Source organism: Gillisella vitis (assembly GCF_021559775.1).
Lineage (GTDB): Bacteria > Pseudomonadota > Alphaproteobacteria > Rhizobiales > Rhizobiaceae > Allorhizobium > Allorhizobium ampelinum.
The window spans coordinates 80,968-105,462 of sequence record NZ_CP056048.1 but is presented as its reverse complement, the minus strand read 5'-3'; the positions used below and the strand labels follow the sequence as shown (position 1 = coordinate 105,462).

The following is a 24,495-nucleotide window of genomic DNA, read 5'->3' as shown; positions in this document are numbered from 1 at the left end:
AGGCCAAGTCATGGCAAACACCACCAATGCATTGGCACCTGATGAGAGGCACGATCACACCAGCCTTCTCGGCACGCCGATTATCGATGCCCGCCAACTGGCCGTCTCCTTCAAGGTGGAAGGCGGCACAGTCGAGGCGGTCAAGAATGTCTCTTTCCAGCTCTACAGAGGCGAAACCATTGCCGTTGTTGGCGAATCCGGCTCTGGCAAATCGGTCACGGCCCGCAGCATCATGGGGCTGTTGACCAAGCGCGCCACCTTGTCGGCCCGCTCCAGCATTGCCTACGATGGGCAAAACATCCTGAAGTTTTCGGATCGGCAACGGCGAGCACTTCGCGGCAATCGGATATCGATGATTTTTCAAGAGCCGATGAGCTCGCTCAATCCAGTCTACACCATCGGCACACAGATCGCAGAAGCCATCCGCGTTCACCAGAAAATGAGCAGCAAGCAAGCCATGGAGCGCGCACTGGAGCTGTTGCGTCAGGTGCAAATCCCGGAGCCAGAGGCCCGTCTCAACCAATATCCGCATCAATTGTCCGGCGGTCAGCGCCAGCGCATCATGATTGCCATGGCGCTGGCCAACAACCCGGATGTACTGATTGCCGATGAACCCACCACGGCGCTGGACGTGACCGTGCAGGCGCAGATTCTCAACCTGATCCGCGATTTGCAAAAAAGCCTAGGCATGGCAGTGATCCTGATCACCCACGATCTCACCGTTGTTCGGCAGTTTTCAGACTATGTCTATGTCATGCAAAACGGTGAGGTGAAGGAGCATAACACCACAACGGCGCTGTTTGAAAATCCGCAGCATCCCTACACCCGCCATCTGCTGGCATCGGAACCAAAGGGCATGGCCAATCCCATGCCGGTCGACTCTGCCACCATTCTGGAAGGGCGCGATGTGCGTGTGTCTTTCATGCTCAAACATGGTGGCTTTTTCAAACCGCAGTTGAAAGAACTGGTGGCCGTCAACAGCCTTTCCATCACCCTGCACCGCCATGAAACATTGGGTCTGGTGGGCGAGAGTGGTTCCGGCAAAACCACCTTTGGCCAAGCCCTCGTCAAACTGATGAGTGTTGATAGCGGCCAGATCCTGTTTGACGGCCAAGCCATAGAGAACAACAGCCGCGAACAAATGCGACCTTTGCGCTCGCGTATGCAGGTGGTGTTTCAAGACCCGTTTTCCTCGCTCAACCCCCGCATGTCGGTAGGCCAGATCATTGAGGAAGGCTTGATCGTCAACAATATCGGCACAAGCCGCAGTGAGCGGCTGGACCGCGTGCGCGAGGCGCTGATTAGCGCGGGCATGCCCGGAAATATCCTGTCGCGGTTTCCGCACGAATTTTCCGGCGGCCAACGCCAGCGGATTGCCATCGCCCGAGCGGTCGCACTCGAGCCGGAATTCATTCTGCTGGATGAGCCGACATCGGCGCTCGATTTATCCGTTCAAGCCCAGATCATCGACCTGTTGCGCAAGCTTCAGGATGAAAAGGGCCTGAGCTATCTCTTCATTTCCCATGATCTCAAGGTTGTCCGCGCGCTTTGCCACCGGGTTGCGGTGATGCAGCACGGGCAGATCGTTGAGCAAGGACCTGTTGAGGACATCCTCAGCCATCCCAAAACCGCCTACACCCAGCGGCTCGTCAGAGCTGCTTTCAACGTCGCCACATAATCCCTAAGACAGCGAGACCCCATCATGACAAAACAGCCCAAAATCACCTTCATTGGTGCCGGTTCCACCGTGTTCATGAAGAATATCATCGGTGACGTTCTGCAACGTCCGGCACTATCAGGTGCGCGGATCGCACTGATGGATATCAATCCGCAGCGTCTGGAAGAAAGCGAAGTTGTTGCCAGGAAGCTGATTTCCACCTTTGGCGCATCCGCCACGGTTGAGACCTTTGCCGATCAGCGCAAAGCGCTGGAGGGGGCCAACTTCGTGGTCGTCGCCTTCCAAATCGGCGGTTATGAGCCTTGCACCGTCACCGATTTCGAGGTGCCAAAGAAATATGGCCTGCGCCAGACCATTGCCGACACATTGGGCGTTGGCGGTATCATGCGCGGTTTGCGCACCGTGCCGCATCTGTGGAGCATTTGCGAGGATATGATGCAGGTCTGCCCGCAAGCGATCATGCTGCAATATGTCAACCCGATGGCCATCAATACCTGGGCGATTGCCGAGAAATATCCGGCCATCAAACAGGTTGGCCTGTGCCACTCCGTTCAGGGTACCGCGATGGAACTGGCAGAGGATCTGTCCATTCCCTATGAGGACATCCGCTACCGCTCTGCCGGCATCAATCACATGGCGTTCTACCTCAATTTTGAGCATCGCCAGCCGGATGGCTCCTATCGTGACCTCTATCCCGATCTGCTGCGTGGCTATCGTGAGGGCCGTGCGCCGAAGCCCACCTGGAACCCTCGCTGCCCAAACAAGGTGCGTTATGAAATGCTGACTCGTCTGGGCTATTTCGTCACCGAAAGCTCGGAGCATTTTGCCGAATACACGCCCTATTTCATCAAGGAAGGCCGCGAGGACCTGATTGAGAAATTCGGCATTCCGCTGGACGAATATCCCAAGCGCTGCATTGAGCAGGTCGAGCGATGGAAAGATCAGGCCGCCGCCTATCGTTCCGCAGACAAGATCGAAGTCAAACCATCGAAGGAATATGCCTCCTCGATCATCAATTCGGTCTGGACGGGTGAGCCCTCGGTGATTTACGGCAACCTGCGCAACAATGGCTGCATCACCTCGCTACCGGACAATTGCGCCGTGGAAGTGCCCTGCCTTGTCGATGACAACGGCATTCAGCCCACCACCATCGGCGCCCTGCCACCGCAGCTCACAGCCCTGATGCGCACCAACATCAACGTGCAGGAACTGACGGTGGCTGCCTTGATCAACGAAAACCCCGAACACCTCTATCACGCCGCGATGATGGACCCGCATACAGCAGCCGAACTCGACCTCGACCAGATCTGGTCATTGACGACGGACCTGTTGAAGGCTCACGATCAGTGGATTCCGCAATGGGCCCGCATCGGAGGGGTGGCGTAATGACGACAACCTGTCAGGTTCAGATTGAACCTGACAGACTCGAGGGAAAACCAGTGTCCACTTTTCGCTGGTGCGATCGTTCAATTCTGTCTCATCGGCGCTGATACGGGCAAACGATGACACATCGTTTTGCGCTCGCGTCAGATCACGGCGAGATAGCCGTGATCTCAAGCTCTTGATCACCAAGACTGACGACATCACCGACAGCCTTGCCGATAAGCGCCCTTGCCACCGGGGAGACGTAGGAGATCGATCCTGCCTTCGGATCTGCTTCGTCTTCGCCGACGATGCGATAGGTTTGGACGCGTCCATCATCACGGGTGAACGTCACGGTCGTCCCAAAAGCAACGCTATCAGCGGTGATCGGATCGGGCATGACCTGAGCCGTGTGAAGCCTCTCTTCAAGGTAATTCAAATCCCGAAAAGGGCTGGCCATCTGCCGACGCCGTTCATTGACGTCTTCAATTGCGCGCGCGGCATCATAGGCGTCACGTGCTTGCACACGTTGCCGCTCCAGCGCTTTTAATCCCGATTCCGTCACGAGATTCGGATGTGGCGAAATCGGACGCTCGGGCAGTAGCGTTTCAGCTGCTGTTTCCGCACTGTCTTCCTTGGTAAATGCAACACTCATATTCGATCTCTATTCAGACTTTTCGACGCCTACAGTTTAATGTCGCCCTTCAAGGCATTGACAACCAGTGCGAACGCCACGGACACCGGCGCTTTGAGCGAACGGCAATCATCGTGCGGGACAGTGTAGCATGACACACGGTGTGCTCGTAGCGCCCACAGCAGAAAACTATCGCTGTTGCAGGAAACCTTGAAGGCGCGGTGCCATGAAATTGAGAAAGACACGAACGCGATGCGCCAGACGGCGTCCACCGAGCAAGCAGGGCCAGACTCCGTTCGTAATAGATCAGCCCCTCATCGGTCAGTGACAATCGGCGTGTCGACCGCTCCAGCAATCGGACGCCCAATCGCTGTTCGATCCGATTGAGGAGTTTGCTGACCGTTGACGGCGTCATCTGCAGCAGGCGTGCCGCCTCGGAAAAACTACCGGCTTCCACCACCCTCGTGAAAACCTGAATCTCGCCGATCCGGCGACCGAAGCAGGGGCAAACGTGCTGACTGCGGCAGTCCCGAAGATCGACATTCTCATAAACAATCTCGGTATCTACGAATCCAAGGATTTCAGCGATATCACCGATGACGATTGGCGCCGGTTTTTGGAAATCAATGTGCTGAGCGGTGTCAGGCTCTCGCGGCATTACCTGCCGGATATGCTGGCGCGAAATTGGGGAAGAATAATCTTCATCTCCAGCGAAAGTGGCGTGCTGGTTCCGCCCAACATGATCCATTACGGCATGACAAAGACGGCGCAGCTCGCCATCTCGCGCGGCCTTGCTGCATCCACCAGGGGCACGCGTGTCACTGTCAATACCGTCATGCCGGGGACCACACGCTCTGCCGGAATTGAGGATTTCGTGCGCAGCGTCGCGAGCGATCCAAACCTGTCAGCCGACGCGATGGAAAGCGAATATTTCGCCAAGGAGCGTCCGAGGTCGTTGATCCAGCGAATGATCGAGCCAGAGGAAATTGCCAATCTCGTTGCCTATGTGGCAAGCCCATTGTCCGCTGCAACGAATGGCGCTGCCCTGCGCGTCGATGGCGGCATCACCCCGACGATCGTGTAATACGATGGAAAATTCGCAGCTTGCCAATCTCATTGGGCATTAATCCCAACGGTAGGCGAGTATGCACAACCGGAAAAGTCGCCGCGTTCGCGTTAATCATCGCGACGCGGTTGTCGCCGAGACCCTCTCCATTATTTCAGTAATCGCAATTAAATCTCAATTAATAATGCAATTGTTGGCAAGGATGTTTGGCGGCAATATGCCCTCATCAGACGAACAAAGGGGTCTGACGATACAGAAACAAGATCGCAGGACGCGAACATGACCGACACCACTCTTCTTTCCCTGACACGTCGTGGCGTCCTGCTTTCCGGATCGGCCGTCGCCGCGACCGCGCTCACCGCATCATTCAGCTTTACAGCCAAGCTCGCTGCGTCCACCAACACCTCAACCGAAGGAAACAAGACCATGGGTACCATCACCACCAAGGACGGCGTTGAAATCTTCTACAAGGATTGGGGCTCGAAGGATGCTCAGCCGATTGTATTTCATCATGGCTGGCCGCTGTCATCGGATGACTGGGACGCGCAGATGCTGTTCTTCCTCGCCAACGGTTACCGCGTGATTGCCCATGACCGGCGCGGCCACGGCCGTTCGGCGCAGGTTTCTGATGGCCACGACATGGACCATTATGCAGCTGATGCCTTCGCGGTCGTTGAAGCCCTCGATCTTAAGAACGCCGTCCATATCGGTCACTCCACCGGCGGAGGAGAAGTCGCCCGGTATGTGGCCAAGCATGGCCAGCCAGCCGGTCGCGTCGCCAAGGCGGTTCTGGTGTCTGCCGTCCCGCCGCTGATGCTGAAGACTGACGCCAATCCCGAAGGCCTGCCGATGGAAGTTTTCGACGGTTTCCGCTCAGCACTGGCTGCCAACCGCGCGCAGTTCTTCCGCGACGTTCCCGCCGGTCCATTCTATGGCTTCAACCGTGACGACGCCAAAGTCCAGGAGGGCGTGATCCAGAATTGGTGGCGTCAGGGTATGATGGGCGGCGCCAAGGCGCATTACGACGGCATCAAGGCTTTCTCTGAAACCGACCAGACCGAGGATCTGAAGACGATAACCGTCCCGACTCTCGTGCTGCATGGCGAAGACGACCAGATCGTGCCCATCGCCGATGCAGCACTGAAAGCTATCAAGCTGCTGAAGAACGGTACGCTCAAGACCTATCCCGGCTTCTCGCACGGTATGCTGACCGTCAATGCCGACGTGCTCAACGCCGACCTGCTGGCTTTTGTGAAGTCCTGATCCAAAGGCGTGGCCGGGGTGGAAAGCCACAGCGGCCTCGCTTCCCTTGTTGTCGTTTGTCTTTCGGGAAGGTCGGGTTCCACTTTTCCCAAGGCAAACTCTCATCTTTCGTCAGAATGCGGATTGATACGATGATGCAGTTAACGCCCGAGCTTGTTGCCCTGACCATCAGAGGCGTCCGCGACGACGGCCCGGAGCCCGGCTGGGCACCGCTTTCGGAAGCTGAACTTGATGAACTCGTCGACAGGATTGAAACCGAAGCGGGCAGTGATCCTCTGCTGGTTTTTGCTTATGGCTCGCTGATCTGGAATCCCGAATTCGAACCAGCCAGTCGCCAACGCGCCACCGCTTACGGATGGCACAGGTCGTTTTCCCTCAAAATCGAGCGCTGGCGCGCCACCAGCACCCAGCCCGGATTGATGCTGGCCCTGGAGCGCGGCGGACAGTGCGATGGCATTGTCTTCGAGCTTTCGGCTGAACGATGCCGCCGGGATCTGCACGCCCTCGTTGCTCGAGAGATCAAGTATCGGGAGGTGAAGAGCATGGTCCGTTGGATTTACGTGAAGACCGCAAACGGAGTTCAGCGCGCCCTGACATTCTGGGCAAGCACCAGCCGGCTTGGACTAACCAAACCCTTGCCGGACGAGCAGTCAGCGTCCTTGATAGCCAGCGCCTGCGGCCAGGGCGGCTCATGCGCCGAGTATCTCCACAAGACCATTATCGACCTTCAGGCCGAAGGGATCCGTGACCGCAATCTCTGGCGTTTGCAAGCGCTGGTCGCTGCGGAAATAACGGCGCGGCACAGGGCCATCACACAGTAAGGCCTGTCACAGAGAGAGCAGGAGATACGTCCTCAGATCTTCGACAGGGGATCCCTCAATTGAGCGTAACCATTTGAGCGGCCACCTGCTCCTCGAAAAATTTAGAGAAAGACGCGATCCGAGGTGGTAGAGCCTGATAGGGCGGATAATAAAGTGTCAACCATAGATCGGGCGGCGACCACCCTCGCAAAACGTGAACCAGGCGCCCTGTTTTCAAATGTTCCGAAACATGAAATCCTGGCAGCATCGCCACCCCGGCGCCATCTGCCGCCATATCAGCCAGAACTTCTCCACTGTTGGCGCTGAACGCCCCTCCGGCTGAAATCGTCATGCTTGATCCGCCGTCCGACAGAACCCAGTTTTCCCGCCGACTCTCGCCGCTATAGGCAAGGCAATCGTCGGGTGTCAGTTCGCCAGGATGCCGCATATCGACGAATTTGCTTGCCGGTGCTGCAACAAGAATACGCCGCACGATGTGGATCTTGCGCCAGATAGTGAACTTATCCGATGGCTGCGAGGAGATGCGGATCGCAAGGTCATAATCGTCGTCAACAATGTTCACCAGGCCATCCGACAAGGAAATCTCAAAGCTCATTTTTGGATAGAGCGTCCTGAATCCAGAGAGGATCGGCGGCAGCATGGCCTTGCCGAACCAGGTTGGAACGCTGATCCGCAGCCGTCCCTCATCACTCTTGTTTGCGTTCCTGATATCGCGCCGCGCACTATCCAGGGCGGTCACCGCTGGCTGGACCTGAGCGGCAAAAATAGCGCCATCTGTCGTCAGGGCAACCTGACGGGTCGTTCGAACGAAGAGCTGGACGCCAAGATCACGTTCCAAGGCAGCTATTGCCCGGCTCACGGCGGCTGGTGTCATGTCGAGTTCGCGCGCGACCTGCGCAAAATTCCGCTTCTCGGCAGCCAGCAGAAACACTTTCAGCGCTTTATAGTCATTCATCTTGATTATTTCAAAATAGACATCTTATTCCAAGTAAATATTGTACTTATGCGCATCAATCAATCCACTCGCCACGAAGAGTCCTTAGTGACCGAACCGGCTACGAATTCGTCTCTCTCGTCCTGCGTGTCTCAAGCGCCGCGACCATGACCACCGAACGAAGCTCTGCCGGTCGCACGGGCTTTGACAGGATTGGAATATCAGCCGATCCCAGGTCCTCTCTGACCCGCCCCTCGTCATGGCCACTCATCACCACTGCGGGCATCTGCCGGCCGATCAGGTCCTGGACGATCTGGATGCATTCCGTGCCGGTGACGCCACCGCCGAGATCAAAGTCGGTGATCAACAGGTCAAAATCCCCCACATGCCCGGGTATCGTCGCCTCCGCCTGGACGTGGCATCCCCATTTTCGCAACAGGCTTGCCGTGGCAATCAATACGGCCTCGTCGTCTTCCACCAGCAATATGCGCAGCCCATTGATGGCCGCCGGATAGTGTCCCGCCGCCAAGGGCGATTGCGACCATTCTTGTTTATGCGTGATACGCAAATTGCCGAGCGTGACGCTGGTTCCCTTGCCTGGATCCGACTTCAAATCCACATCAATGTCGAGCAGGCGACCGAGACGCCGCACGATTGGAAGACCAAGGCCGACCCCATCAATGTCCTTGTCGCCCCGCTCACGCACCTGATAGAATTCCTCAAACACCCTCACTTGATGGTCCCGGGGAATGCCGGGTCCTTGATCGCAGATCTGAACGGCCAGCCGGCCACCACGATGCCGGCAGCCAATGACGACATCGCGTCCCGCCGCATATTTGATGGCGTTGTTGACGATGTTTTGCACCATGGTGGTCAAAAGAGCCCTGTCTATCTCCACAACCGCGCTGCAACTGACCGTCCGCAATGTAATGCCGCTCTGCTGCGCCGCTTCCCGGTTCTGGCGCAACACGTCATCGATCACTTCGGCAATTGCAATCCTCTCATATTTGGGAGTGACCCTACCACTATCCAGGGTCGAAATATCCAGCAGCGACTTGAACAGGCGCGATACGCTCTGGAGCGATCGGTCGATATTTTCAACCATTTGCAGTTCTTTCGGCTGCAGGTTGGCATCGCGCAGACAAGCAGTGAACAAACTGATGGCATGGATCGGTTGCCGAAGGTCATGGCTCGCTTGCGCCAGGAACCGCGATTTCGACAAGCTGGCCTCCTGGGCAATTTCATAGGCTTTGCGCAATCGTCCAAGCAAAGCATAGATATAGGCGGGGACCAGGACGGTCGTGGCCACCAACGTGAGGACCATGAACGGATTTTCGCGCCAATAAGCATTGAAGTAAGTGATAATGGCAATCCCGGCGAGCGTGGCTGCCGTTGAAATTTTGAGATATGCTGGTCCAAAGCGCAGACCGTTGCCGACTGTCACCCACAACATGATGGCAAACAGCGGCAGAAACGTTTGACCTCCAACGGCAATGGTAAAGGTCAGAGCACCAAGGTCATGGGTAATGGTAATGGCACGGCGCACTCTGTTTTCGCCGGGCCAACGTGCTATCCACCAGTATGCAGCAAGAGAAAACAGAAAATAATAGCTGAGAAGAGGCACGACGCTCCATGCCTCGACCGGTGTCGCTCCGATTATTATCGCTGGCAGAACGTAACTGATTGCCCCGGTGACAATAATAATACGAACCAGCGCTTGCGCCTTCTCGGTATCAAACTCTTCATCCGCTCGACCACTACGCACCGGCGCCTTGATACGAAAGGCAGTCTTCATCACGTTGCGAAAGTCGATCATGTGCCGTTACCCGTTCATCGACAAGGCCTTACCCCGGTTCGCACGGAAACGATCATCTGGCTACTAGCACATATGGACTGTGGATCGGAACAAGAGTTGCCCCAAATGCTGCGCACGAGTCCGTCAGGCTTTAAAGTAAAGGGGATGAGAAGAGCCATTTTTCATTGGCCCTTCTCATAACAAGCTGCGGCGAGCGAGCTATTCAGCAGGCGAAAATCATGCCTGTCGTGAGAGCCTCGCCAAGCCAAACACCAGCGCCAAAACCCTCACAAACAATGTCGGACAAGCTCAACTCGACGTCAGGCAATGTCAGGCAAGCCACCGATCAGTTTATCGAGCGTGATCGGATAGTGCCGTACCCGGACACCTGTGGCGTTGTAGATGGCATTGGCGATTGCCGCGGAGACACCACAGAGGCCGAGTTCCCCGATACCCTTTGCCTTCATCGGCGATGACATCGGATCGGTCTCGTCCATGAAGATAACCTCCTGATGCGGAATGTCCGCATGAACCGGAACCTCGTATCCGGCAAGGTCGTGATTGACGAAAAAGCCTCGCTTTGCATCGACCACCAGTTCTTCCGACAGGGCGCCTCCGGCTCCCATGGTCATTGCACCGATCACCTGGCTGCGCGCTGTAATCGGATTGAGGATACGACCAGCCGCGCACACCGCCAACATGCGCCGAATGCGGGTTTCGCCAGTGGCGACATCGACGCCAACCTCGACAAAATGCGCACCGAAGGTGGATTGCTGATGCGTCTTGGTGAGATCGCCCCACTCCATCGTATCTTCGCCGACCAGACCGTCAGAGCCAGCGGCCTCGGCAAGGAGAACCGAGCGGTTTCCAGCTTTGACGCTCCCGTCCTCGAAGACCACGTCATCGGAATTGAATCCAAGTTTTTGGGTAATGGCCTCACGAAGCTTGACGCAAGCCGCATAAACGCCCGATGTCGCCGAATTTGCACCGAACTGGCCACCGGAACCCGCCGAAATCGGGAACCGAGAGTCTCCGAGATGCACGGCGACTTTATCGACACCAACGCCCATCATTTCCGCGGCGGTCTGGGCGATGATCGTGTAACTGCCGGTTCCGATATCGGTCATGTCGGTCTCAACCGTGACAATGCCCTGGCTGTCGAGTTTGACCCTGGCGCCTGATGGAAGAACCATGTTGTCGCGGAATGCGGCGGCGACACCCATGCCGATCAACCAATTGCCCTGCCTGCGAGATCCGGCCTTCGGTCGATTATCCCAACCAAAGCGATCGGCACCGCGCTTCAGACAACCAATCAGGTCCCGATGAGAGAATGGACGCTCGGGATTTTCCGGGTCGACCTGAGTGTCATTGGCGATGCGAAACGCGATCGGGTCCATGCCAACCTTTTCGGCCATTTCATCCATGGCAATTTCCAGCGCCATCAAGCCGGGCGCCTCGCCCGGAGCGCGCATGGCGTTGCCCTCTGGAAGATCGAGGGTCGCAAGACGCATGGCCGTCATCCGGTTTGCGCCGGCATAAAGAAGCCGCGTTTGATTGACCGCCACCTCAGGACCACCTCCAGCAAGATCGCCTGACCAGCTCTCATGCGCAATGGCAGTGATCTTTCCATCCCGCTCAGCGCCGATGCGGATGCGCTGAATCGTTGCCGGACGGTGGGTGGTGTTGTTGATCACCAATGGACGCGGCAGGGCGACTTTGACAGGTCGTTTCGCCGCCCTTGCCGCGAAGGCGGCCAGGACAGCGTCGGCCCGGAGAAACAGCTTGCCGCCGAATCCGCCGCCGATAAACGGCGACATCAAGTGGATCTTCTCCTTGTCAACGCCGAGTGTTGTGGCGAGATCGGAGCGCCACCAATCGATCATCTGGCTGGATGTCCACACGGTCACCTCATCACCATCCCACGCGGCGATTGAGGCATGCGGTTCCATCATCGCATGAGATTGGTCAGGCGTCGTGTAGGATTGCTCGAGGGTGACTGGAGCGGTTCGGAAAGCTGTTTCAAAATCGCCGACTGCCGTGTCGGGCTTTTGGGAATCATCCGGCTTTTTCGCCGTCTCTCGCGCCGCACTGAGATCAAATGTCCCCTTCTTCTCATCATAGTCCACTTTGACCAGGGCAGCAGCAGCCCGCGCCTGCTCGAAAGTCTCCGCGACCACGACGGCAATTGCCTGATGATAATGCTGAACTTCATCGCCACCGAACAGGTTTGCAGTATTGAACTTGCCCTTCTCGCGCTTACCGACATCCAGAGTTGTCACCACAGAAATCACGCCATCAGCTTTCCTGGCTGCTGTCACATCCATGGCTTTGATCCGGCCTTTGGCAATCGCTGCCCCAACCGGGTAGCCATAGGCATAACGCGTGTTCGGATCACGCCACTCATAGGCATACATCGCCCGACCGGTTGTCTTCAATTGACCATCGATGCGGTGAATCGGCTGACCGACGACCTTGAGGCGGTCGATTGGATTGGTTGTTGCAGGTGTATCGAACTTCATGGGTCACCCCCTTGCTTCGGAAAGGACGGCGCCAAGCGTACGCTCGACAAGATCGACCTTGAACCGGTTCTGTTCAGTCGGACGGGCATCGGCGAGAATGGCTTTCGCCGCATCGCGAGCGCCTCTTGGCAGTTCCGCTTCCGCGGCTTCAATCCGCCATGGCTTATGGGCGACGCCGCCGACGGCAACACGTCCCGTACCATCCGCTTGAATGACAGCGCCGACTGAAATCAGCGCAAACGCATAGGACGCCCGGTCCCTGACCTTTCGATAGATATGCTTTCCGCCGATGGGTGGTGGAAGCAGGACGGCGGTCACGAATTCGCCGCGCTCCAATACGCTTTCGATATGCGGGGTCTCTCCTGGAAGACGATGGAAATCGGCAATCGGAATAGACCGACGGCTGCCATCTACTTTTACTGTTTCAATGGTCGCATCGAGCGCCCGCATGGCGATTGCCATATCGCTGGGATGGGTGGCGATGCAGGCATCACTTACCCCGACAACCGCGTGTTGACGGCTGAAACCGCCAATGGCCGAGCAGCCGCTGCCCGGCTGACGCTTGTTGCACGGCTGGTTCGGATCATAGAAATACGGACAGCGGGTACGCTGCAACAGGTTACCGGCCGTGGTCGCCTTATTGCGAAGCTGGCCGGAGGCACCGGCAACCAGGGCTCGTGACAACAGACCGTAGTCGCGGCGAACAGTCCCGTGTGCGGCAAGATCGGTATTTCGAACGAGAGCACCGATGCGCAGACCACCGTTATCGGTGGACTCGATTTTATCGAGACCAAGTCTATTTACATCGATGATATGGGTTGGCGTCTCGATTTCGAGTTTCATCAGATCGAGCAGGTTGGTGCCACCGGCGATAAACCTGGCGTCTGGGTTGGCAGCAGCCGTTTTCACTGCGGCCTCGATCGAGGGCGCGCGCTCAAAGGTGAAAGCTTTCATGCCTTGATCCCTCCAACTTCGGAAATGGCGTCGACAATGTTGGAATAGGCGCCGCATCGACAGATATTGCCGCTCATCCGCTCGCGGATTTCGATGGCTGTCAATTGCGCAGGCCCGTTGAGGTCGGACGTCACGTGACTCGGGATATTCGCCTCGATTTCCTCAAGCACCGCTATGGAGGAACAGATTTGGCCGGGCGTACAGTAGCCACACTGAAAACCATCATGCTTGACGAAGGCTGCCTGCATCGGATGAAGGTGGCCAGGCTGACCGAGGCCTTCGATCGTGGTAATCTGGTCGCCATCATGCATGACGGCCAGCGTCAGACAGGCATTGATCCGCCGACCATCGACCATGACGGTGCAGGCTCCGCATTGACCATGGTCACAACCCTTTTTCGTGCCCGTAAGATCCAGGTGCTCCCGTAGCGCGTCGAGAAGGGTCGTGCGGTTATCGACCTCAATCTCACGGTGCGCTCCATTGACGTTTAGCGTCACAGGTGTCGTTAATTTCATCTTGTTGTCTCCTGCAGGCTGTGCTGCCACGCTCCTTTCGCCGGCTCCTGTGACCACGGCCGCTACAGCCGATGAGATAAGAAGATCCCGGCGGGAAAGATCCATTTGGTTGCTGTTCGACATGTCCGCTCCCCTTTTCGGTGACGTGGAATGAGGTCAAGACCACAGAACTCTTGCGTCATTTTCTAACGTAGGGTTGCGGACTTTCACGATGAGGTGCTGTTCACTAAATGAACTTGTCGCTCCGTTCCCTAAATGGAGGTCCGGCAGGATAGTTCCCGCGATGGCGATAGGAATGCAACGCAAAGGCGCATGCCACGAATGTGGTCAGGTCGGTTAAACCCTTCGCACAGGTGAACGGAAGGGCTCGATGGTGTCGCGTACCGAAGGCAGAGGTCAGCTGTCGATCAGGGTGTCAGGTTCTTAGCTTCAAGGCCGATGGTAATGGCCAGAAAGAACGCCACGACTGTCGCGGCCAGGAAAGCCAGGGTGAAGGCGCCAATCGCCTTCAATCCTCCAATAGCCAAATCCTGCTTAAACCATCGAACCTCGGCTTGCGCGTACCAGAGTGTGGCAGCAGTCAGGGTCAGGAGACCGATCAGGACACCTTGTCCGTCGGGCATGAACATCAAGTCGAACGCCAGCCCGATGATGAATGCGAACGGCGCCGCGACATAACACTGGCTGAAAAAAGGTGGGCGTAGCGAGCTTCTGGTGATCCTTACCGACTTGCGCCGTAAAAGGGTGACTGCCATGCAAAGAGGATAGATCCCGAATAACACACCACGCGCAATGAGCAGGTTCGACACCGATCCCAGTTCCTTGGCGGCAACCGTGGTATCGTAACTGGACGGAAAGGCCGTCGACAGCCCTTGGGAAAGAAGCAGCGTGATAAGCAGGAACAAGGGAGGGCTCAGGGTATCGTCGTATTGATCCTCCTGTCTGTCGGCAAGTTCGAGATCGGCGTATCGCATCATGCTTAGAGGTCTCGTCACCGAGCGCCACATGGTAAGAGGATAAAACAGCAGCCAGGACACCAACTCGTAGAGCAATTCCTCAAGCGACTTGAGCAATTTCATGAAATCCAAGGCAGCCTCCCGTTTCGCCGCGTTGCCCATTTCACCGCGCTGTATGTCCGATACTCTTTGCTTAACAGCGCCGAGCAATCCCGTCACGAGACGATTGCGAATTCTCAAAGAGGCGGCTTTTGACGGGTGGACTCAATGGCCAATCGATCCGGTTCTAAAGTCCACCGATTACAAAAAACCTCGCCGAAAATTCTAGGCATCAATGATCGGCCCGCGGCAAGCGTGACATGGCAGGGCGCTGAAGACGTCAAGGTAAGACACGAGATCAAACAGCTAGCCTGCCGTTCGATACCACGGTCTATAACTCGATGGTTGTCACGTCGAATTGCGTCAAGATGGCGGGGCCGAAGGCAGTTGAAAGCGCCACGTCCGTGGCATCCCGTCCGATGGCCATGAGGATGCGGCCTATCCGGGGCTTGTTGTGTCGGGCATCAACTGTATGCCAGCGACCGCCGAGATAGACTTCAAACCATGCACTGAAATCCATCGGGTTCGGATCATCAGGCACGCCTATATCCCCCAGATACCCGGTGCAGTAACGCGCCGGAATATTCATGCAGCGGCATAGCGTGATCGCAAGATGCGCAAAATCGCGGCAAACGCCGGTTTGATCAGTAAAACCTCCGAAAGCCGTGCGGAGAAGATCAGCCTTCTGATAGTTGAAGGTGATATGGTTGTGGACGAAATCCAGGATCGCCTTCACCCGCGGCCAACCCAAGGGTGTAAAAGAAAAGGTCTTCCAGGCGAAATCTGAAAGGCGGTCCGTATCGCAATACCGGCTGCCGAGCAGAAAGACGAGCACGTCATCCGGAAGATCCTTGATGTCGTGCTGCCACGCATTCTCAGGCACCGGATCTGGAAGACCGCTATCGTAGATCTCGAATTCCGTAGAAATCGTCGTCACGCCCGGCGGTGCGACGATGCGGCTACAAGCATTGCCGAAGCCATCGAAATAGCCCCAGGCCTCAATCGGCCGGTCGAAACTCAGGACCTGATCCTGCAGAAGATCGGTGCGACGGGATGGATGGATATTGAGCACCAGCAGCATAGCCGTCTCTTGCTGGCATTCGTAACCTATGCGAAATCCCGCGCGTATCTTCATGATGAATAGGCATCCTCTGATAAAAATTTCCGAAATACGGGTTACGAATGCACGTTCAGGCGGCAAACGCTCAGGCGACCGAGCTGTTCCATCTATGCTGCGGTATTGCTCACCTCATCGGTTGTAACGTTGACCTGGACGGACATCGTGTCGAAATCCGACGCGTCGCCGTCGTAGCTTCCGGAAAGCGGCACCGCTTGTTTTGGGTCGCGCGCCACACCGACGCGGATAAGATCGCGGTTTCCGACAATCCCGTTGGTGGGATCGAATTCCACCCACCCGGCACCGGGAAGATAGACCTGGCACCAGGCATGGGTGGAGCCACCGCCAAGCTTGGTTGAGCCGTCGCGGTCGGGTACATAGATATAGCCCGTAACGAAACGGGCAGCGAGCCCGAGCGACCGGGCCGCCTCCATCATCAGCAGCGCAAAATCGCGGCACGTACCACGGCGAAGCCGGAGCGTCTCAAGCGGTGTCTGCGTTCCATGCTCCAGGCGCCGGGCATAGATGAAACTCTCGTGGATCGCATAACAAAGGGTCATCAACAGGCGACCAGTTTCGGTCGGCTGACCGATCCGCACGAACTGCCGTGTCCATCTGCCAACCTCATCGTCTGGATCAGGAAAATGCCGTTTGATTGTCCGTTCCAGGTCGACCACTTCCTCCGGGTCGTATGCGAAAGGGTAGTGGAGAGCTTCTGCATCGATCTGCAGATCCATTTCAACCTGCTGGGTATGGTCCAGGCGGATATTTGTCCCAAAGCAGAGTTCCCGCGCCTTGCCGGTAAACCCCACCAGCGCAACGCAATTGCCAAACACATCATGGATCCACCTTATGTAATCGGGTTTTGGATCAACATCCAGATGAGAACTCAGAAGTGTCTGGTCAAAACTATCCCGCGGCCGGAACATCAATCTGTGCTCGCCGAATTCGACCGGTCTCTTATACCGATATGAGGTAATATGCCGGACAGAAAATATCGTCATTCAATCGCCAAACTGGAGTAGCGGTGGCACAGGATATCGTGGAAAGCAGCACGACTGCTGTAACACGCCCATCGTCTTGCCCCGCATTAGACTCCACTGACGGCTTTGCCGCAACGGATATTCCTAAAATTCGGAGTGTTTGCGCATCTTTGATGTGTGATGCAAACAGCAGGTGAGCGGCTGACCATCCCTTAAAATCACCTAGGTCGGGCAAGGCTTTGGCTATTGGCAAAAGCCCGGAACGTGATGTCACAGGAATAATTGATCAACGGCTGTCGGCGCGCTTGGCGACCGGAAGGAGATCAGGAGCTGTCTGGATACAGTCCCGCCCCGCCGCCTTGGCTGCATAAAGCGCCGCGTCAGCCTGTAGAAGGAGATCCGTCTTGCGCAGGCCCGGCATCGATTTCAGATTGGCGGCCCCGACGCTCACTGTGACGATGCGCTTTTCGCTTCCAACATGCTCGATGGCCAGAGTACGCACGGCTGTACAAACAAGCCGCGCGACTGCCTCGGTTTCGGATATTGATGCGTTCGGCAACACGACGGTCAATTCCTCCCCACCATATCGCGCCACAATGCTTCCCGCAAATGACCTGGACGTCGCATGAACCGTGTTGGCGACAAGCTGTAGACATTTATCCCCGGCGGGATGCCCATAGGTGTCGTTATAAGCCTTGAACCAATCGACATCGATAAGAAGAAGGCCAATATTGGCGCCGTGATCCTTGGCTCGGTCAAAAGCTTGATCCATGGACGCTTCCAAACCACGGCGGTTCATCAAACCAGTCAATTCGTCCGTATCCGCCAAGGCCGACAAGCGATCGTTCAACTCATGCAACCGCGCCTCACGTTGACAATGAAGAGTGATATCCGCGTAAACGATCATCGCCTCCCCCTCGCCCGTGACACGCGTTCTTGCCTCGATTGAACGCCCGTCGGCCAGTTGGATCAGGCGATCGCTGGGCCGAAACAGGCCTTCCACAACCCGATCGATGATAGGATCGACATCCGATTCCACGCGCGCTTCTTCGTTACGTTCAAAGGATGTCCGCAAGATTTCCCGGATATTTTTCCCGGGCACCCTGACATCCGCCGTTTCCTTGAAGATATCGAGGTATCTTTGATTGGTGAAAACCAACACCCCATCACGGTCGAAAAGTGCCAAGCCATCCGCCATTGTCGCGAGCGCATCGGCGAGACGGATCTGTGCCGCGGCCAAATCCCTTTCAAGCCTTGTCCGCTTCATCTCCTGCGCGATGGCAACAGCGGATAACAGGGTGGCCCCAAACAAGACCACCATGAATGGACCGACCGTCACGACGATCAGGTTGCCCCAGACCTCAAAGGGACGCACGACAAAGAAGCCGGCTATGCCGCTGACTGCGACGAACAGAGCAAGTGCTGCGATCTGCGGGAAAGTCGGGATCTTGCCGCGAAGCAATCGGCTTGCGACGACACCGATGCATGCAGCCGCGATGATTTGCGGGATGCCAACCGTTATCCCCATACCTCCGATCATCAATCGCCTGATAATTCCCACGATAAGCGGTGGAAAGGCCGCAATGGGGCCGCCGAAGAAACCCGATATAGCGAGAAATGTATACCGGGTGTCCAGGAAAACACCGTCGGTGAAGCGAAACGGCAAGGCCATGGTCGCGAGCAACCCAACCGCCATAAGGCAGCCAAAAGCCAACGAAAAAGCGCGTGGTCCTTGGCCAGCGAGGTGTGGCCGGACGAATGTCCAGGTCGACGTTGTGATGGCAACAATTGCCAGATTCGCAAGGAGTTCAGACCAGGGATACATTCAGTGCTCGCACGGTGATGCGATATTTATATCGGACTACCCTAAACAAAGCGATAGCGTGAATGGTTAAGAAGCTCTCGACCAGGAATAGCGTTGGCGAGGGGTCCTGAAATCGAACGTTTTCTGGGTGACATCGTTACTGAAGACGGCGAAAATATCGACCTCAAGGAGGCTGTTTCCATCCTATCAAATTCAAATGGAAGTATGACCGGTAATTTTGCCGGTCATACTTCAGCAACTCACATTCGAACAAAGGATGGCGGTGATCAATCCGGCCAGCGCAGCATGGAATCGAAGCGATGGCGGCCCCATTCTTCATGTGGCGTGTTGATCACTTCGTTGGACGCTCGCGCCTTATCAAGTTCTTCCACCAGACGGTCACGCACAATGACCTCTTGCCCCGGATGCAGATTGCAGGGATCGAGATAGAAATAGTGATGTTCTGCCTCATGATCGCGAACGATGATGGGCGGATTGCCACGGGCCAGCGCGCCTGCCAGATCATAGGCGCTGATATGCGCTTCTTGCGGTGAGAGGATCACCCGCAGGCGATCCAGAGGATTGTGGGTTGGGTCTGGCTCAATCAGCGCCGTTACACCGGGGCGGCCATCCAGTGCTTCTTTCCATAGATGCAGATAGCCGGTTTCAGTGGCGCGCACGCTCGCATGGTCACGCTTTTCCCAAGCCTCAAGAGCCGCCATGACGCCAAAGACGCTTTCCTTGCCCACTTTCATGCCACGGCCAATACCCATGTTTTGCAAATAGGCGTTGCGCACCAGCTCCTTGCGCCCGGCAACAATGCCCGATGTGGGGCCACCGAGGAATTTATGGCCGGAATAGAGAGCAATATCCGCGCCTTGATCGAGGAAGGTCCACAGGTCATATTCCGATGCGGCATCGACAATCACCGGCACGCCGCGCGCATGGGCAATTTCGACAAATTCCTTCAAGTGCAGAAGGCCGTAATGCACCACATGGTGAGAAACGACATAGACGGCGGCGGCAGTGTTTTCGGTAATGGCATTTTCCATATGGTAGCGGTGCGCAGATGTTGCCTGCCCCACCAACACCACCTTGCCACCGCCCAGACGGATGGATTGATCCACCGGCGCACCGTAGCTAACGAGGTGGCCCATTTGCACGAGCACTTCATTCTTCGTCGTGCTGACATCCGGCAGTTTTTCAATGGCCAGCAGATCCGACCCGGTAATGGTACCTGCCACAGCAAGGCTGATGCCTGCCGAGCAAGACGCGGTGATAAAGCCCGCTTCCGCTCCGGTCAGCCGGGCAATCACGGCGCTGGCCTTGCGCTGGAGATCACTGATTTCCACAAATTGCGGCAGAATCGCTGTCATGGCGGCAATGGCCTCTGGCACCACAATGGATGCGCCAAGGCTGGTCATGGTGCCGGAAACATTGATCACCGGGCGTAGGCCGAGCTGGGTGCGAATATCGTTGGTCATAAGCTTTTCCACTTGTTGTGGGCAAAGGCCCGTCATTTCTACAATCGACAGCTATGCCGTTATAATGTAATAGCCGATCATTCAGGTAAGGATCGCAGGATGGATAGCAAGGCACGCAGGGTATCGGTTGCCGCAGACGGCCAGCCCGTTGAGGCCCCGGCAGAGCGGCGCTCGCGCGTCAGCGGCATGGACCGCGCTTTGCAGGTGCTGGATCATCTGTATGAAACGGGCGCGCCCGTTGGCCCTTACGCCATTGCCAAGGCGGTTGGCGCGCCTTTGTCCACCATTTACACCATCATTGATGATCTGGTGGAGAAGAACATGCTGACCCGCAGTGGTGATGGCGCGATTTGGCTTGGCCCACGGCTTTACCATTATGGCCTTGCCTATTCCCGTTCGCTGGATTTCATCGGCATTGCCACGCAGGAAATGCATGATCTGTGCCGCGAAGCGGGCGAGACCGTGCAAGTGTGCGGGCGTGACAATGACCATATGCTGGTGCTGGCCATGGCCGAGGGGCCAAGCCATTTTCAGGTCGCATCGCGGGTTGGCACCCGTGTGCCGCTGAACTGGACGGCGTCTGGCCGCCTTCTCGTTGGCCATTTGCCGGAGAAAGAACGCATAGAACTGTTTGCCCATTGCGCCCGCTCGTCGCCAACCGGACGGGCGGAGGTGGATGCGCGAACCCTGTCGGATGCGGCGGCAAGGGCCTTTCAGCAGCGCCTGTCGATTCAGGCCGGTGAATCCGATTATGCGGTGGCCTGCATTGCCTCGCCGATTTGTGATCGGGATGGTGTGTGTGTTGCCACCATCTCCATCGTCTTGCCAGAGCAAAAGGCGTTTTCTGACGGCAATCCCTATGTGGACCATGTTCAGGCCTCGGCAGAACGGATCGAAAAACGCATGGGTTGGCGCGGTCACTGAGAGGGCCTTTCTCATTCGTGCAACGCCACAATCACTTCGATTTCCACGGTGATATTGCCGGGAAGCGAGCCAAAGCCAACCGCCGAGCGCGCATGCTGACCCGCCGGCCCAAACACCTCCATAAACAGGTCTGAACAGCCATTGATCACCTGCGGATGATCGCGAAAATCCGGCGCGGCATTGACCATGCCAAGCATTTTGACAATTTTGCGCACGCGGGCGAGATCACCCAGCGCCTCATGCATCACGGCTATCAGGTTGATGCCAGTGAGGCGGGCGTGGCGATAGGCATCTTCAAGCGTCACATCATCCCCGACCTTGCCGGAATAGAGAAAGCCGTTCGCTTCGCGTGGACCTTGACCGGAGAGAAACAGCAGATTGCCCTCGCGCACATGGGTGACGAAATTGGCGATTGGCGGTGGGGATGGCGGCAGCGCAATGCCCAGAGCGGCAAGCCGCTCATAGGGTGTTGGCAATCCGGCATCGGTGGAGGGTGAAGTCATGCTCACGCGGTTTCCAGTTCTAGAATTTTTGAATGCATTTCAGCGCCACGAATACCCATGGCTGTGGCGCACCAGTTTGCGGGCGCGCGGAATGTAGCGGCTGGCGGCAATGGCCTCGCGGCCAATCACGGCATGGCGTGGCTCAAACAGTTTGGTGAGGCGCGAGACATCACCATTGGAATCGGTGGCTTCCAGATCAGCATCGATGAGATCAAAGATGGTGAAATCCGCTCGCGCTCCCGGTGCCAGCCGATCCTGCATCGACAGGCGGATGACGGAGGCTGGTGCATGGGTCACGGCCTCCACCACCTTCTCAAACGGCATGCCCACGGAGAGCAGTTTGGACATGGTGGTGGCCAGATCCCAGACCGGAAAATTCATCGAATGGCCATGCAGATCGGTGGAGATGGAAAAGGGCAAAAGCCCCCGTTTGATGGCCGCTTCTGCCACCTTGAACGAGAAGGAGGCACCGCCATGGCCGATATCCAGCCGGATTCCTTCGCCAGCGCAGCGCTCAGCCATATTATAAAGGTCCTCGTCTTCCATGATGCTGGACCCGGCCTTGCCGTTAAAGCAATGGGTGATGACATCGCCGGGGCCTAGAATTTCCAGCACTTCATCGTAAAGTGCGGGTGGTTCGCCAACATGCACCATCATCGGAATTTTGAGGATTTTGGCGATTTTCTTGCCGAGTTTGACCGGAGTTACCCCCCATGATCCGGTGATGACATGGCTGGCCCGCACTTTCAGGCCAACAATATGCTCGCTGTTCTCGGCATAGCATTCCAGAATACGGTCGAGATCAATATCCTTGATGTCGCGCAGTTCCGGCACGCGGTTGCAGGCCACCAGACCAATGGAGCCAAGGTTCAAGAAGGCTTTGATCCGCTCGCGCGATGGCTCAATGATGTATTCGCGAAAGCCGTGGAAATTGGCCTCTCCAGCGGAGCCTGCATCCACCAGCGTGGTTACGCCGCGCTCTGCCCCGCATTCCGATGGGCGAATGGAAATATCCGTGCCGCCATGCCAGATATGCACATGCAGATCGACCCAGCCGGGCGAAATCCAGGCCCCTTTGCCGTCGATCACTTCGGCATCTTCTGTCAGGGCGATGTTTTGTCCGACCTTGATGATCTTGCCATCCGCGCCGATCAAAATATCGATGGCTTGCGGGGGTGTTGCCTCGCCAAAGGCCAGAGGGCGGAGGTTTTTTAACAGCAGGAGGCCCAAGCCTTGTTCCTGAGGCAGCATGGTCAGATATCCTTTTGCAGTCTTGGGTCGAGCATGTCGCGCAAACCGTCTCCGACGATCTGAAGCGACATCACAGAGAGAATGATGGCAAAGCCGGGAAACAGCGTCATCCAATCGGCCTGATCGACATATTGCCGACCAGCCGCAATCATGGTGCCCCAGGTGGGAATTTCCGGGCTAACGCCAACGCCGAGAAACGACAGGCCCGCCTCGGCTAGCATGGCGCTGGCGAACAGAAATGTTGCCTGCACCAGAATGGGCGACATCAGATTGCGCAGCACATGCCGCACCATGATGTGTGTGGTGGAAATACCAAGCGCACGGGCCGCTTCGATATAGGGTAGCTCGCGGATCACCAGTGTGGAAGCCCGCACAATGCGTGCTAACCGGGGTGCATAGACCACCGAGAGGGCAATGATCACCGTGGTCAGCGATGGCCCAAGGGCCGCTACCAATGCGATGGCCAGAAGAATATCGGGAAAGGCCATCATCGCATCAATCAGCCGGGCAATCGGCGTATCCAGCCGATGAAAAAAGCCTGCGAGCAGCCCAAGCGTGACGCCAATCAGCGACGACAGCGCCACCACCGACGCCCCAACCAGCAAAGACAGCCGCCCCGCATAAATCGTGCGTGAAAACACATCGCGCCCAAACTCATCGGTGCCAAACCAATAGGTTTCGCTCGGTGGTTTCAGCCGGTTCATGATCGAGAGTTTATAGGGAGAATAAGGGGCAATCCACGGTGCCAACACCGCCAGCAGCACGAAGATGGCGAGAATGCACAGGCCAATCGCCACCGTCTTGCGATGCAAAAGGCGGCGCAGAAAGCGCAAGACTTCTGATTGCGGCGGGGGTGTGCTCTCTAAGGATATGGGTTGGGTCATCAGTAACGCACCCTCGGATCAATTAGCAGATAGAGCATATCAATGGCGAAATTCACCAGCACATAGAGACCAGCAATCACCAGCAAGGCACCTTGAATGACGGGATAATCGCGGCGCAAAACGGCAGAGACCACGAGGCTGCCAATGCCGGGCAGGCCAAACACTGTTTCGGTGACAACGGCTCCCGAAATCAGCACCGCCGCCGTCAGGCCCACCACGGTGAGGATCGGGATCAAGGCATTTTTCAGCGCATGGCGCAGCACCACATGCCGCTCTTGCAGGCCTTTGGCGCGGGCGGTGCGCACAAAATCATCGCCCAGCACATCCAGCATGGAGGCGCGGGTAAAGCGCAGGATCAGGGATGAAGAGACAAGACCCAGCGCAATGGCTGGCAAAGCCAGATGGTACATCCGTTCCAGAAAACTTGTTCCCGGCCCGCCATAACCGGAGACGGGAAACAGTTGCAGCTTGACCGCAAAGAACTGCATGAGGATCAAGCCAAGCCAGAAGCTGGGAATGCTGGCCGCCAGCATGGCAATGGCCGTCACCGCTTGATCGAGCCATGAGCCGCGCCGATAGGCGGCATAAATGCCAATGGGAAGCGCCAGCACGCAGGCAATTAACAGCGCAAACAGCGTGAGGAAAAAGGTTGGCTCTGCCCGTTGCAACAGGGCAGCGCCCACTGGCATATCCAGAAAGATCGAGCGGCCCAGATCACCCGTCAACAAGGCTCCGATGTAAAACACGTATTGCGAGATCAGCGATTGATCCAGCCCCAGCTTGGAGCGCAGATCGGCAACATCTTGGGCTGACGCATCCGGCCCCAGCATGACGGCTGCGGGATCGCCGGGGGTGACGCGCACGATGATAAACACTATGGTCACCACCAGAAACATCACCACAATCATGCCAAGCAGGCGCTTGACGATATAGCTGATCATGATCTGCC

Annotated in this window: 20 protein-coding genes and 2 pseudogenes; 6 read left to right on the top strand and 16 right to left on the bottom strand. The window is 56.7% G+C overall.

The features are described from left to right. Positions 1-10 precede the first annotated feature (10 nt). Both AVCG78_RS17775 and melA read left to right on the top strand, forming a co-directional pair. Positions 11-1,678, top strand: coding sequence for an ABC transporter ATP-binding protein (locus AVCG78_RS17775; RefSeq protein ID WP_071206978.1), 1,668 nt, complete (start codon positions 11-13; stop codon positions 1,676-1,678). Positions 1,679-1,702: 24 nt separating this feature from the next. After that, positions 1,703-3,064, top strand: a complete 1,362-nt coding sequence (gene melA / locus AVCG78_RS17770) for an alpha-glucosidase/alpha-galactosidase (RefSeq protein ID WP_071206979.1) — start codon at positions 1,703-1,705, stop codon at positions 3,062-3,064. 145 nt (positions 3,065-3,209) lie between these two features. Here melA and greA read toward each other — a convergent pair whose 3' ends face one another. Together greA and AVCG78_RS17760 are read right to left on the bottom strand one after the other, a co-directional pair. Then, entirely contained in the window at positions 3,210-3,695 is a 486-nt protein-coding gene (gene greA, locus AVCG78_RS17765; RefSeq protein WP_071206980.1) for a transcription elongation factor GreA, read from the bottom strand. 256 nt (positions 3,696-3,951) lie between these two features. Then, positions 3,952-4,161, bottom strand: a pseudogene (locus AVCG78_RS17760) (LysR family transcriptional regulator); the annotation flags it as partial. Between AVCG78_RS17760 and AVCG78_RS17755 the strand changes: the two are divergent. The 3 genes and pseudogenes from AVCG78_RS17755 to AVCG78_RS17745 all read left to right on the top strand — a co-directional run. Beyond that, a pseudogene (locus AVCG78_RS17755) lies at positions 4,153-4,758 on the top strand (SDR family NAD(P)-dependent oxidoreductase); the annotation flags it as partial. The pseudogenes AVCG78_RS17760 and AVCG78_RS17755 overlap by 9 nt on opposite strands. Positions 4,759-5,166: 408 nt before the next feature. Continuing rightward, entirely contained in the window at positions 5,167-6,003 is an 837-nt protein-coding gene (locus AVCG78_RS17750; protein WP_409065498.1) for an alpha/beta fold hydrolase, read from the top strand. Between the two features lie 134 nt (positions 6,004-6,137). After that, on the top strand, positions 6,138-6,824 hold the full coding sequence (locus AVCG78_RS17745; protein ID WP_174089747.1) for a gamma-glutamylcyclotransferase: 687 nt from the start codon (positions 6,138-6,140) through the stop codon (positions 6,822-6,824). A gap of 55 nt (positions 6,825-6,879) precedes the next feature. Here the strand turns inward: AVCG78_RS17745 and AVCG78_RS17740 are convergent, their stop codons facing one another. The 10 genes from AVCG78_RS17740 to AVCG78_RS17695 all read right to left on the bottom strand — a co-directional run bounded on the left by AVCG78_RS17740 (position 6,880) and on the right by AVCG78_RS17695 (position 19,984). Then, positions 6,880-7,779: a LysR family transcriptional regulator gene (locus AVCG78_RS17740; protein ID WP_012653531.1), complete on the bottom strand. Its 900-nt coding sequence runs from the start codon at positions 7,777-7,779 to the stop codon at positions 6,880-6,882. A gap of 100 nt (positions 7,780-7,879) precedes the next feature. Further along, positions 7,880-9,574, bottom strand: a complete 1,695-nt coding sequence (locus tag AVCG78_RS17735) for a hybrid sensor histidine kinase/response regulator (protein WP_234665015.1) — start codon at positions 9,572-9,574, stop codon at positions 7,880-7,882. 299 nt (positions 9,575-9,873) lie between these two features. Then, positions 9,874-12,072: an aldehyde oxidoreductase molybdenum-binding subunit PaoC gene (paoC, locus tag AVCG78_RS17730; protein ID WP_071584507.1), complete on the bottom strand. Its 2,199-nt coding sequence runs from the start codon at positions 12,070-12,072 to the stop codon at positions 9,874-9,876. A 3-nt stretch (positions 12,073-12,075) separates the two neighbouring features. Beyond that, positions 12,076-13,026, bottom strand: coding sequence for an FAD binding domain-containing protein (locus tag AVCG78_RS17725; protein WP_071206984.1), 951 nt, complete (start codon positions 13,024-13,026; stop codon positions 12,076-12,078). After that, positions 13,023-13,664 (bottom strand): aldehyde dehydrogenase iron-sulfur subunit PaoA, encoded by a 642-nt coding sequence (gene paoA / locus AVCG78_RS17720; RefSeq protein WP_071206985.1) that lies wholly within the window; start codon positions 13,662-13,664, stop codon positions 13,023-13,025. The genes AVCG78_RS17725 and paoA overlap by 4 nt, the downstream gene beginning before the upstream one ends. Positions 13,665-13,948: 284 nt before the next feature. Next, positions 13,949-14,629 (bottom strand): permease, encoded by a 681-nt coding sequence (locus AVCG78_RS17715; RefSeq protein WP_071207295.1) that lies wholly within the window; start codon positions 14,627-14,629, stop codon positions 13,949-13,951. Positions 14,630-14,927: 298 nt separating this feature from the next. Next, complete coding sequence (locus tag AVCG78_RS17710) at positions 14,928-15,731, bottom strand: transglutaminase-like domain-containing protein (RefSeq protein WP_012653525.1); 804 nt, start codon at positions 15,729-15,731, stop codon at positions 14,928-14,930. Positions 15,732-15,823: 92 nt separating this feature from the next. Next, positions 15,824-16,717: a transglutaminase family protein gene (locus tag AVCG78_RS17705; RefSeq protein ID WP_071206986.1), complete on the bottom strand. Its 894-nt coding sequence runs from the start codon at positions 16,715-16,717 to the stop codon at positions 15,824-15,826. A 265-nt stretch (positions 16,718-16,982) separates the two neighbouring features. Next, positions 16,983-18,380, bottom strand: a complete 1,398-nt coding sequence (locus AVCG78_RS17700) for a diguanylate cyclase (RefSeq protein ID WP_174096756.1) — start codon at positions 18,378-18,380, stop codon at positions 16,983-16,985. A 407-nt stretch (positions 18,381-18,787) separates the two neighbouring features. Next, positions 18,788-19,984: an aminotransferase class V-fold PLP-dependent enzyme gene (locus tag AVCG78_RS17695; RefSeq protein WP_071206988.1), complete on the bottom strand. Its 1,197-nt coding sequence runs from the start codon at positions 19,982-19,984 to the stop codon at positions 18,788-18,790. Between the two features lie 99 nt (positions 19,985-20,083). Here AVCG78_RS17695 and AVCG78_RS17690 point away from each other — a divergent pair, with 99 nt between their 5' ends. Continuing rightward, positions 20,084-20,908: an IclR family transcriptional regulator gene (locus AVCG78_RS17690; RefSeq protein WP_071206989.1), complete on the top strand. Its 825-nt coding sequence runs from the start codon at positions 20,084-20,086 to the stop codon at positions 20,906-20,908. A gap of 11 nt (positions 20,909-20,919) precedes the next feature. Here AVCG78_RS17690 and AVCG78_RS17685 read toward each other — a convergent pair whose 3' ends face one another. Genes AVCG78_RS17685 through AVCG78_RS17670 form a run of 4 tightly spaced genes read right to left on the bottom strand, consistent with a single transcriptional unit; the run spans position 20,920 to position 24,487 of the window. Continuing rightward, positions 20,920-21,411 (bottom strand): RidA family protein, encoded by a 492-nt coding sequence (locus AVCG78_RS17685; RefSeq protein ID WP_071206990.1) that lies wholly within the window; start codon positions 21,409-21,411, stop codon positions 20,920-20,922. A 39-nt stretch (positions 21,412-21,450) separates the two neighbouring features. Next, the gene (locus tag AVCG78_RS17680) at positions 21,451-22,662 is read right to left on the bottom strand and encodes an amidohydrolase/deacetylase family metallohydrolase (RefSeq protein ID WP_071206991.1); all 1,212 of its coding nucleotides are present in this window, start codon (positions 22,660-22,662) and stop codon (positions 21,451-21,453) included. A gap of 2 nt (positions 22,663-22,664) precedes the next feature. Next, positions 22,665-23,546, bottom strand: coding sequence for an ABC transporter permease (locus AVCG78_RS17675; protein ID WP_156582593.1), 882 nt, complete (start codon positions 23,544-23,546; stop codon positions 22,665-22,667). Then, entirely contained in the window at positions 23,546-24,487 is a 942-nt protein-coding gene (locus AVCG78_RS17670) for an ABC transporter permease (RefSeq protein WP_070163424.1), read from the bottom strand. Before AVCG78_RS17670 ends, AVCG78_RS17675 begins: the two co-directional genes overlap by 1 nt. Positions 24,488-24,495: the final 8 nt, after the last annotated feature.

What these genes read in the sequence shown, in the direction of transcription:
- AVCG78_RS17675 (WP_156582593.1), bottom strand. Translation starts at nt 23,546, where the DNA reads ATGACCCAACCCATATCCTTAGAGAGCACACCCCCGCCGCAATCAGAA.
- AVCG78_RS17740 (WP_012653531.1), bottom strand. Translation starts at nt 7,779, where the DNA reads ATGAATGACTATAAAGCGCTGAAAGTGTTTCTGCTGGCTGCCGAGAAG.
- AVCG78_RS17750 (WP_409065498.1), top strand. Translation starts at nt 5,167, where the DNA reads ATGGGTACCATCACCACCAAGGACGGCGTTGAAATCTTCTACAAGGAT.
- paoC (WP_071584507.1), bottom strand. Translation starts at nt 12,072, where the DNA reads ATGAAGTTCGATACACCTGCAACAACCAATCCAATCGACCGCCTCAAG.
- AVCG78_RS17710 (WP_012653525.1), bottom strand. Translation starts at nt 15,731, where the DNA reads ATGAAGATACGCGCGGGATTTCGCATAGGTTACGAATGCCAGCAAGAG.
- greA (WP_071206980.1), bottom strand. Translation starts at nt 3,695, where the DNA reads ATGAGTGTTGCATTTACCAAGGAAGACAGTGCGGAAACAGCAGCTGAA.
- AVCG78_RS17725 (WP_071206984.1), bottom strand. Translation starts at nt 13,026, where the DNA reads ATGAAAGCTTTCACCTTTGAGCGCGCGCCCTCGATCGAGGCCGCAGTG.
- AVCG78_RS17685 (WP_071206990.1), bottom strand. Translation starts at nt 21,411, where the DNA reads ATGACTTCACCCTCCACCGATGCCGGATTGCCAACACCCTATGAGCGG.
- AVCG78_RS17670 (WP_070163424.1), bottom strand. Translation starts at nt 24,487, where the DNA reads ATGATCAGCTATATCGTCAAGCGCCTGCTTGGCATGATTGTGGTGATG.
- AVCG78_RS17705 (WP_071206986.1), bottom strand. Translation starts at nt 16,717, where the DNA reads ATGACGATATTTTCTGTCCGGCATATTACCTCATATCGGTATAAGAGA.
- AVCG78_RS17695 (WP_071206988.1), bottom strand. Translation starts at nt 19,984, where the DNA reads ATGACCAACGATATTCGCACCCAGCTCGGCCTACGCCCGGTGATCAAT.
- AVCG78_RS17775 (WP_071206978.1), top strand. Translation starts at nt 11, where the DNA reads ATGGCAAACACCACCAATGCATTGGCACCTGATGAGAGGCACGATCAC.
- paoA (WP_071206985.1), bottom strand. Translation starts at nt 13,664, where the DNA reads ATGTCGAACAGCAACCAAATGGATCTTTCCCGCCGGGATCTTCTTATC.
- melA (WP_071206979.1), top strand. Translation starts at nt 1,703, where the DNA reads ATGACAAAACAGCCCAAAATCACCTTCATTGGTGCCGGTTCCACCGTG.
- AVCG78_RS17680 (WP_071206991.1), bottom strand. Translation starts at nt 22,662, where the DNA reads ATGCTGCCTCAGGAACAAGGCTTGGGCCTCCTGCTGTTAAAAAACCTC.
- AVCG78_RS17735 (WP_234665015.1), bottom strand. Translation starts at nt 9,574, where the DNA reads ATGATCGACTTTCGCAACGTGATGAAGACTGCCTTTCGTATCAAGGCG.
- AVCG78_RS17745 (WP_174089747.1), top strand. Translation starts at nt 6,138, where the DNA reads ATGCAGTTAACGCCCGAGCTTGTTGCCCTGACCATCAGAGGCGTCCGC.
- AVCG78_RS17690 (WP_071206989.1), top strand. Translation starts at nt 20,084, where the DNA reads ATGGATAGCAAGGCACGCAGGGTATCGGTTGCCGCAGACGGCCAGCCC.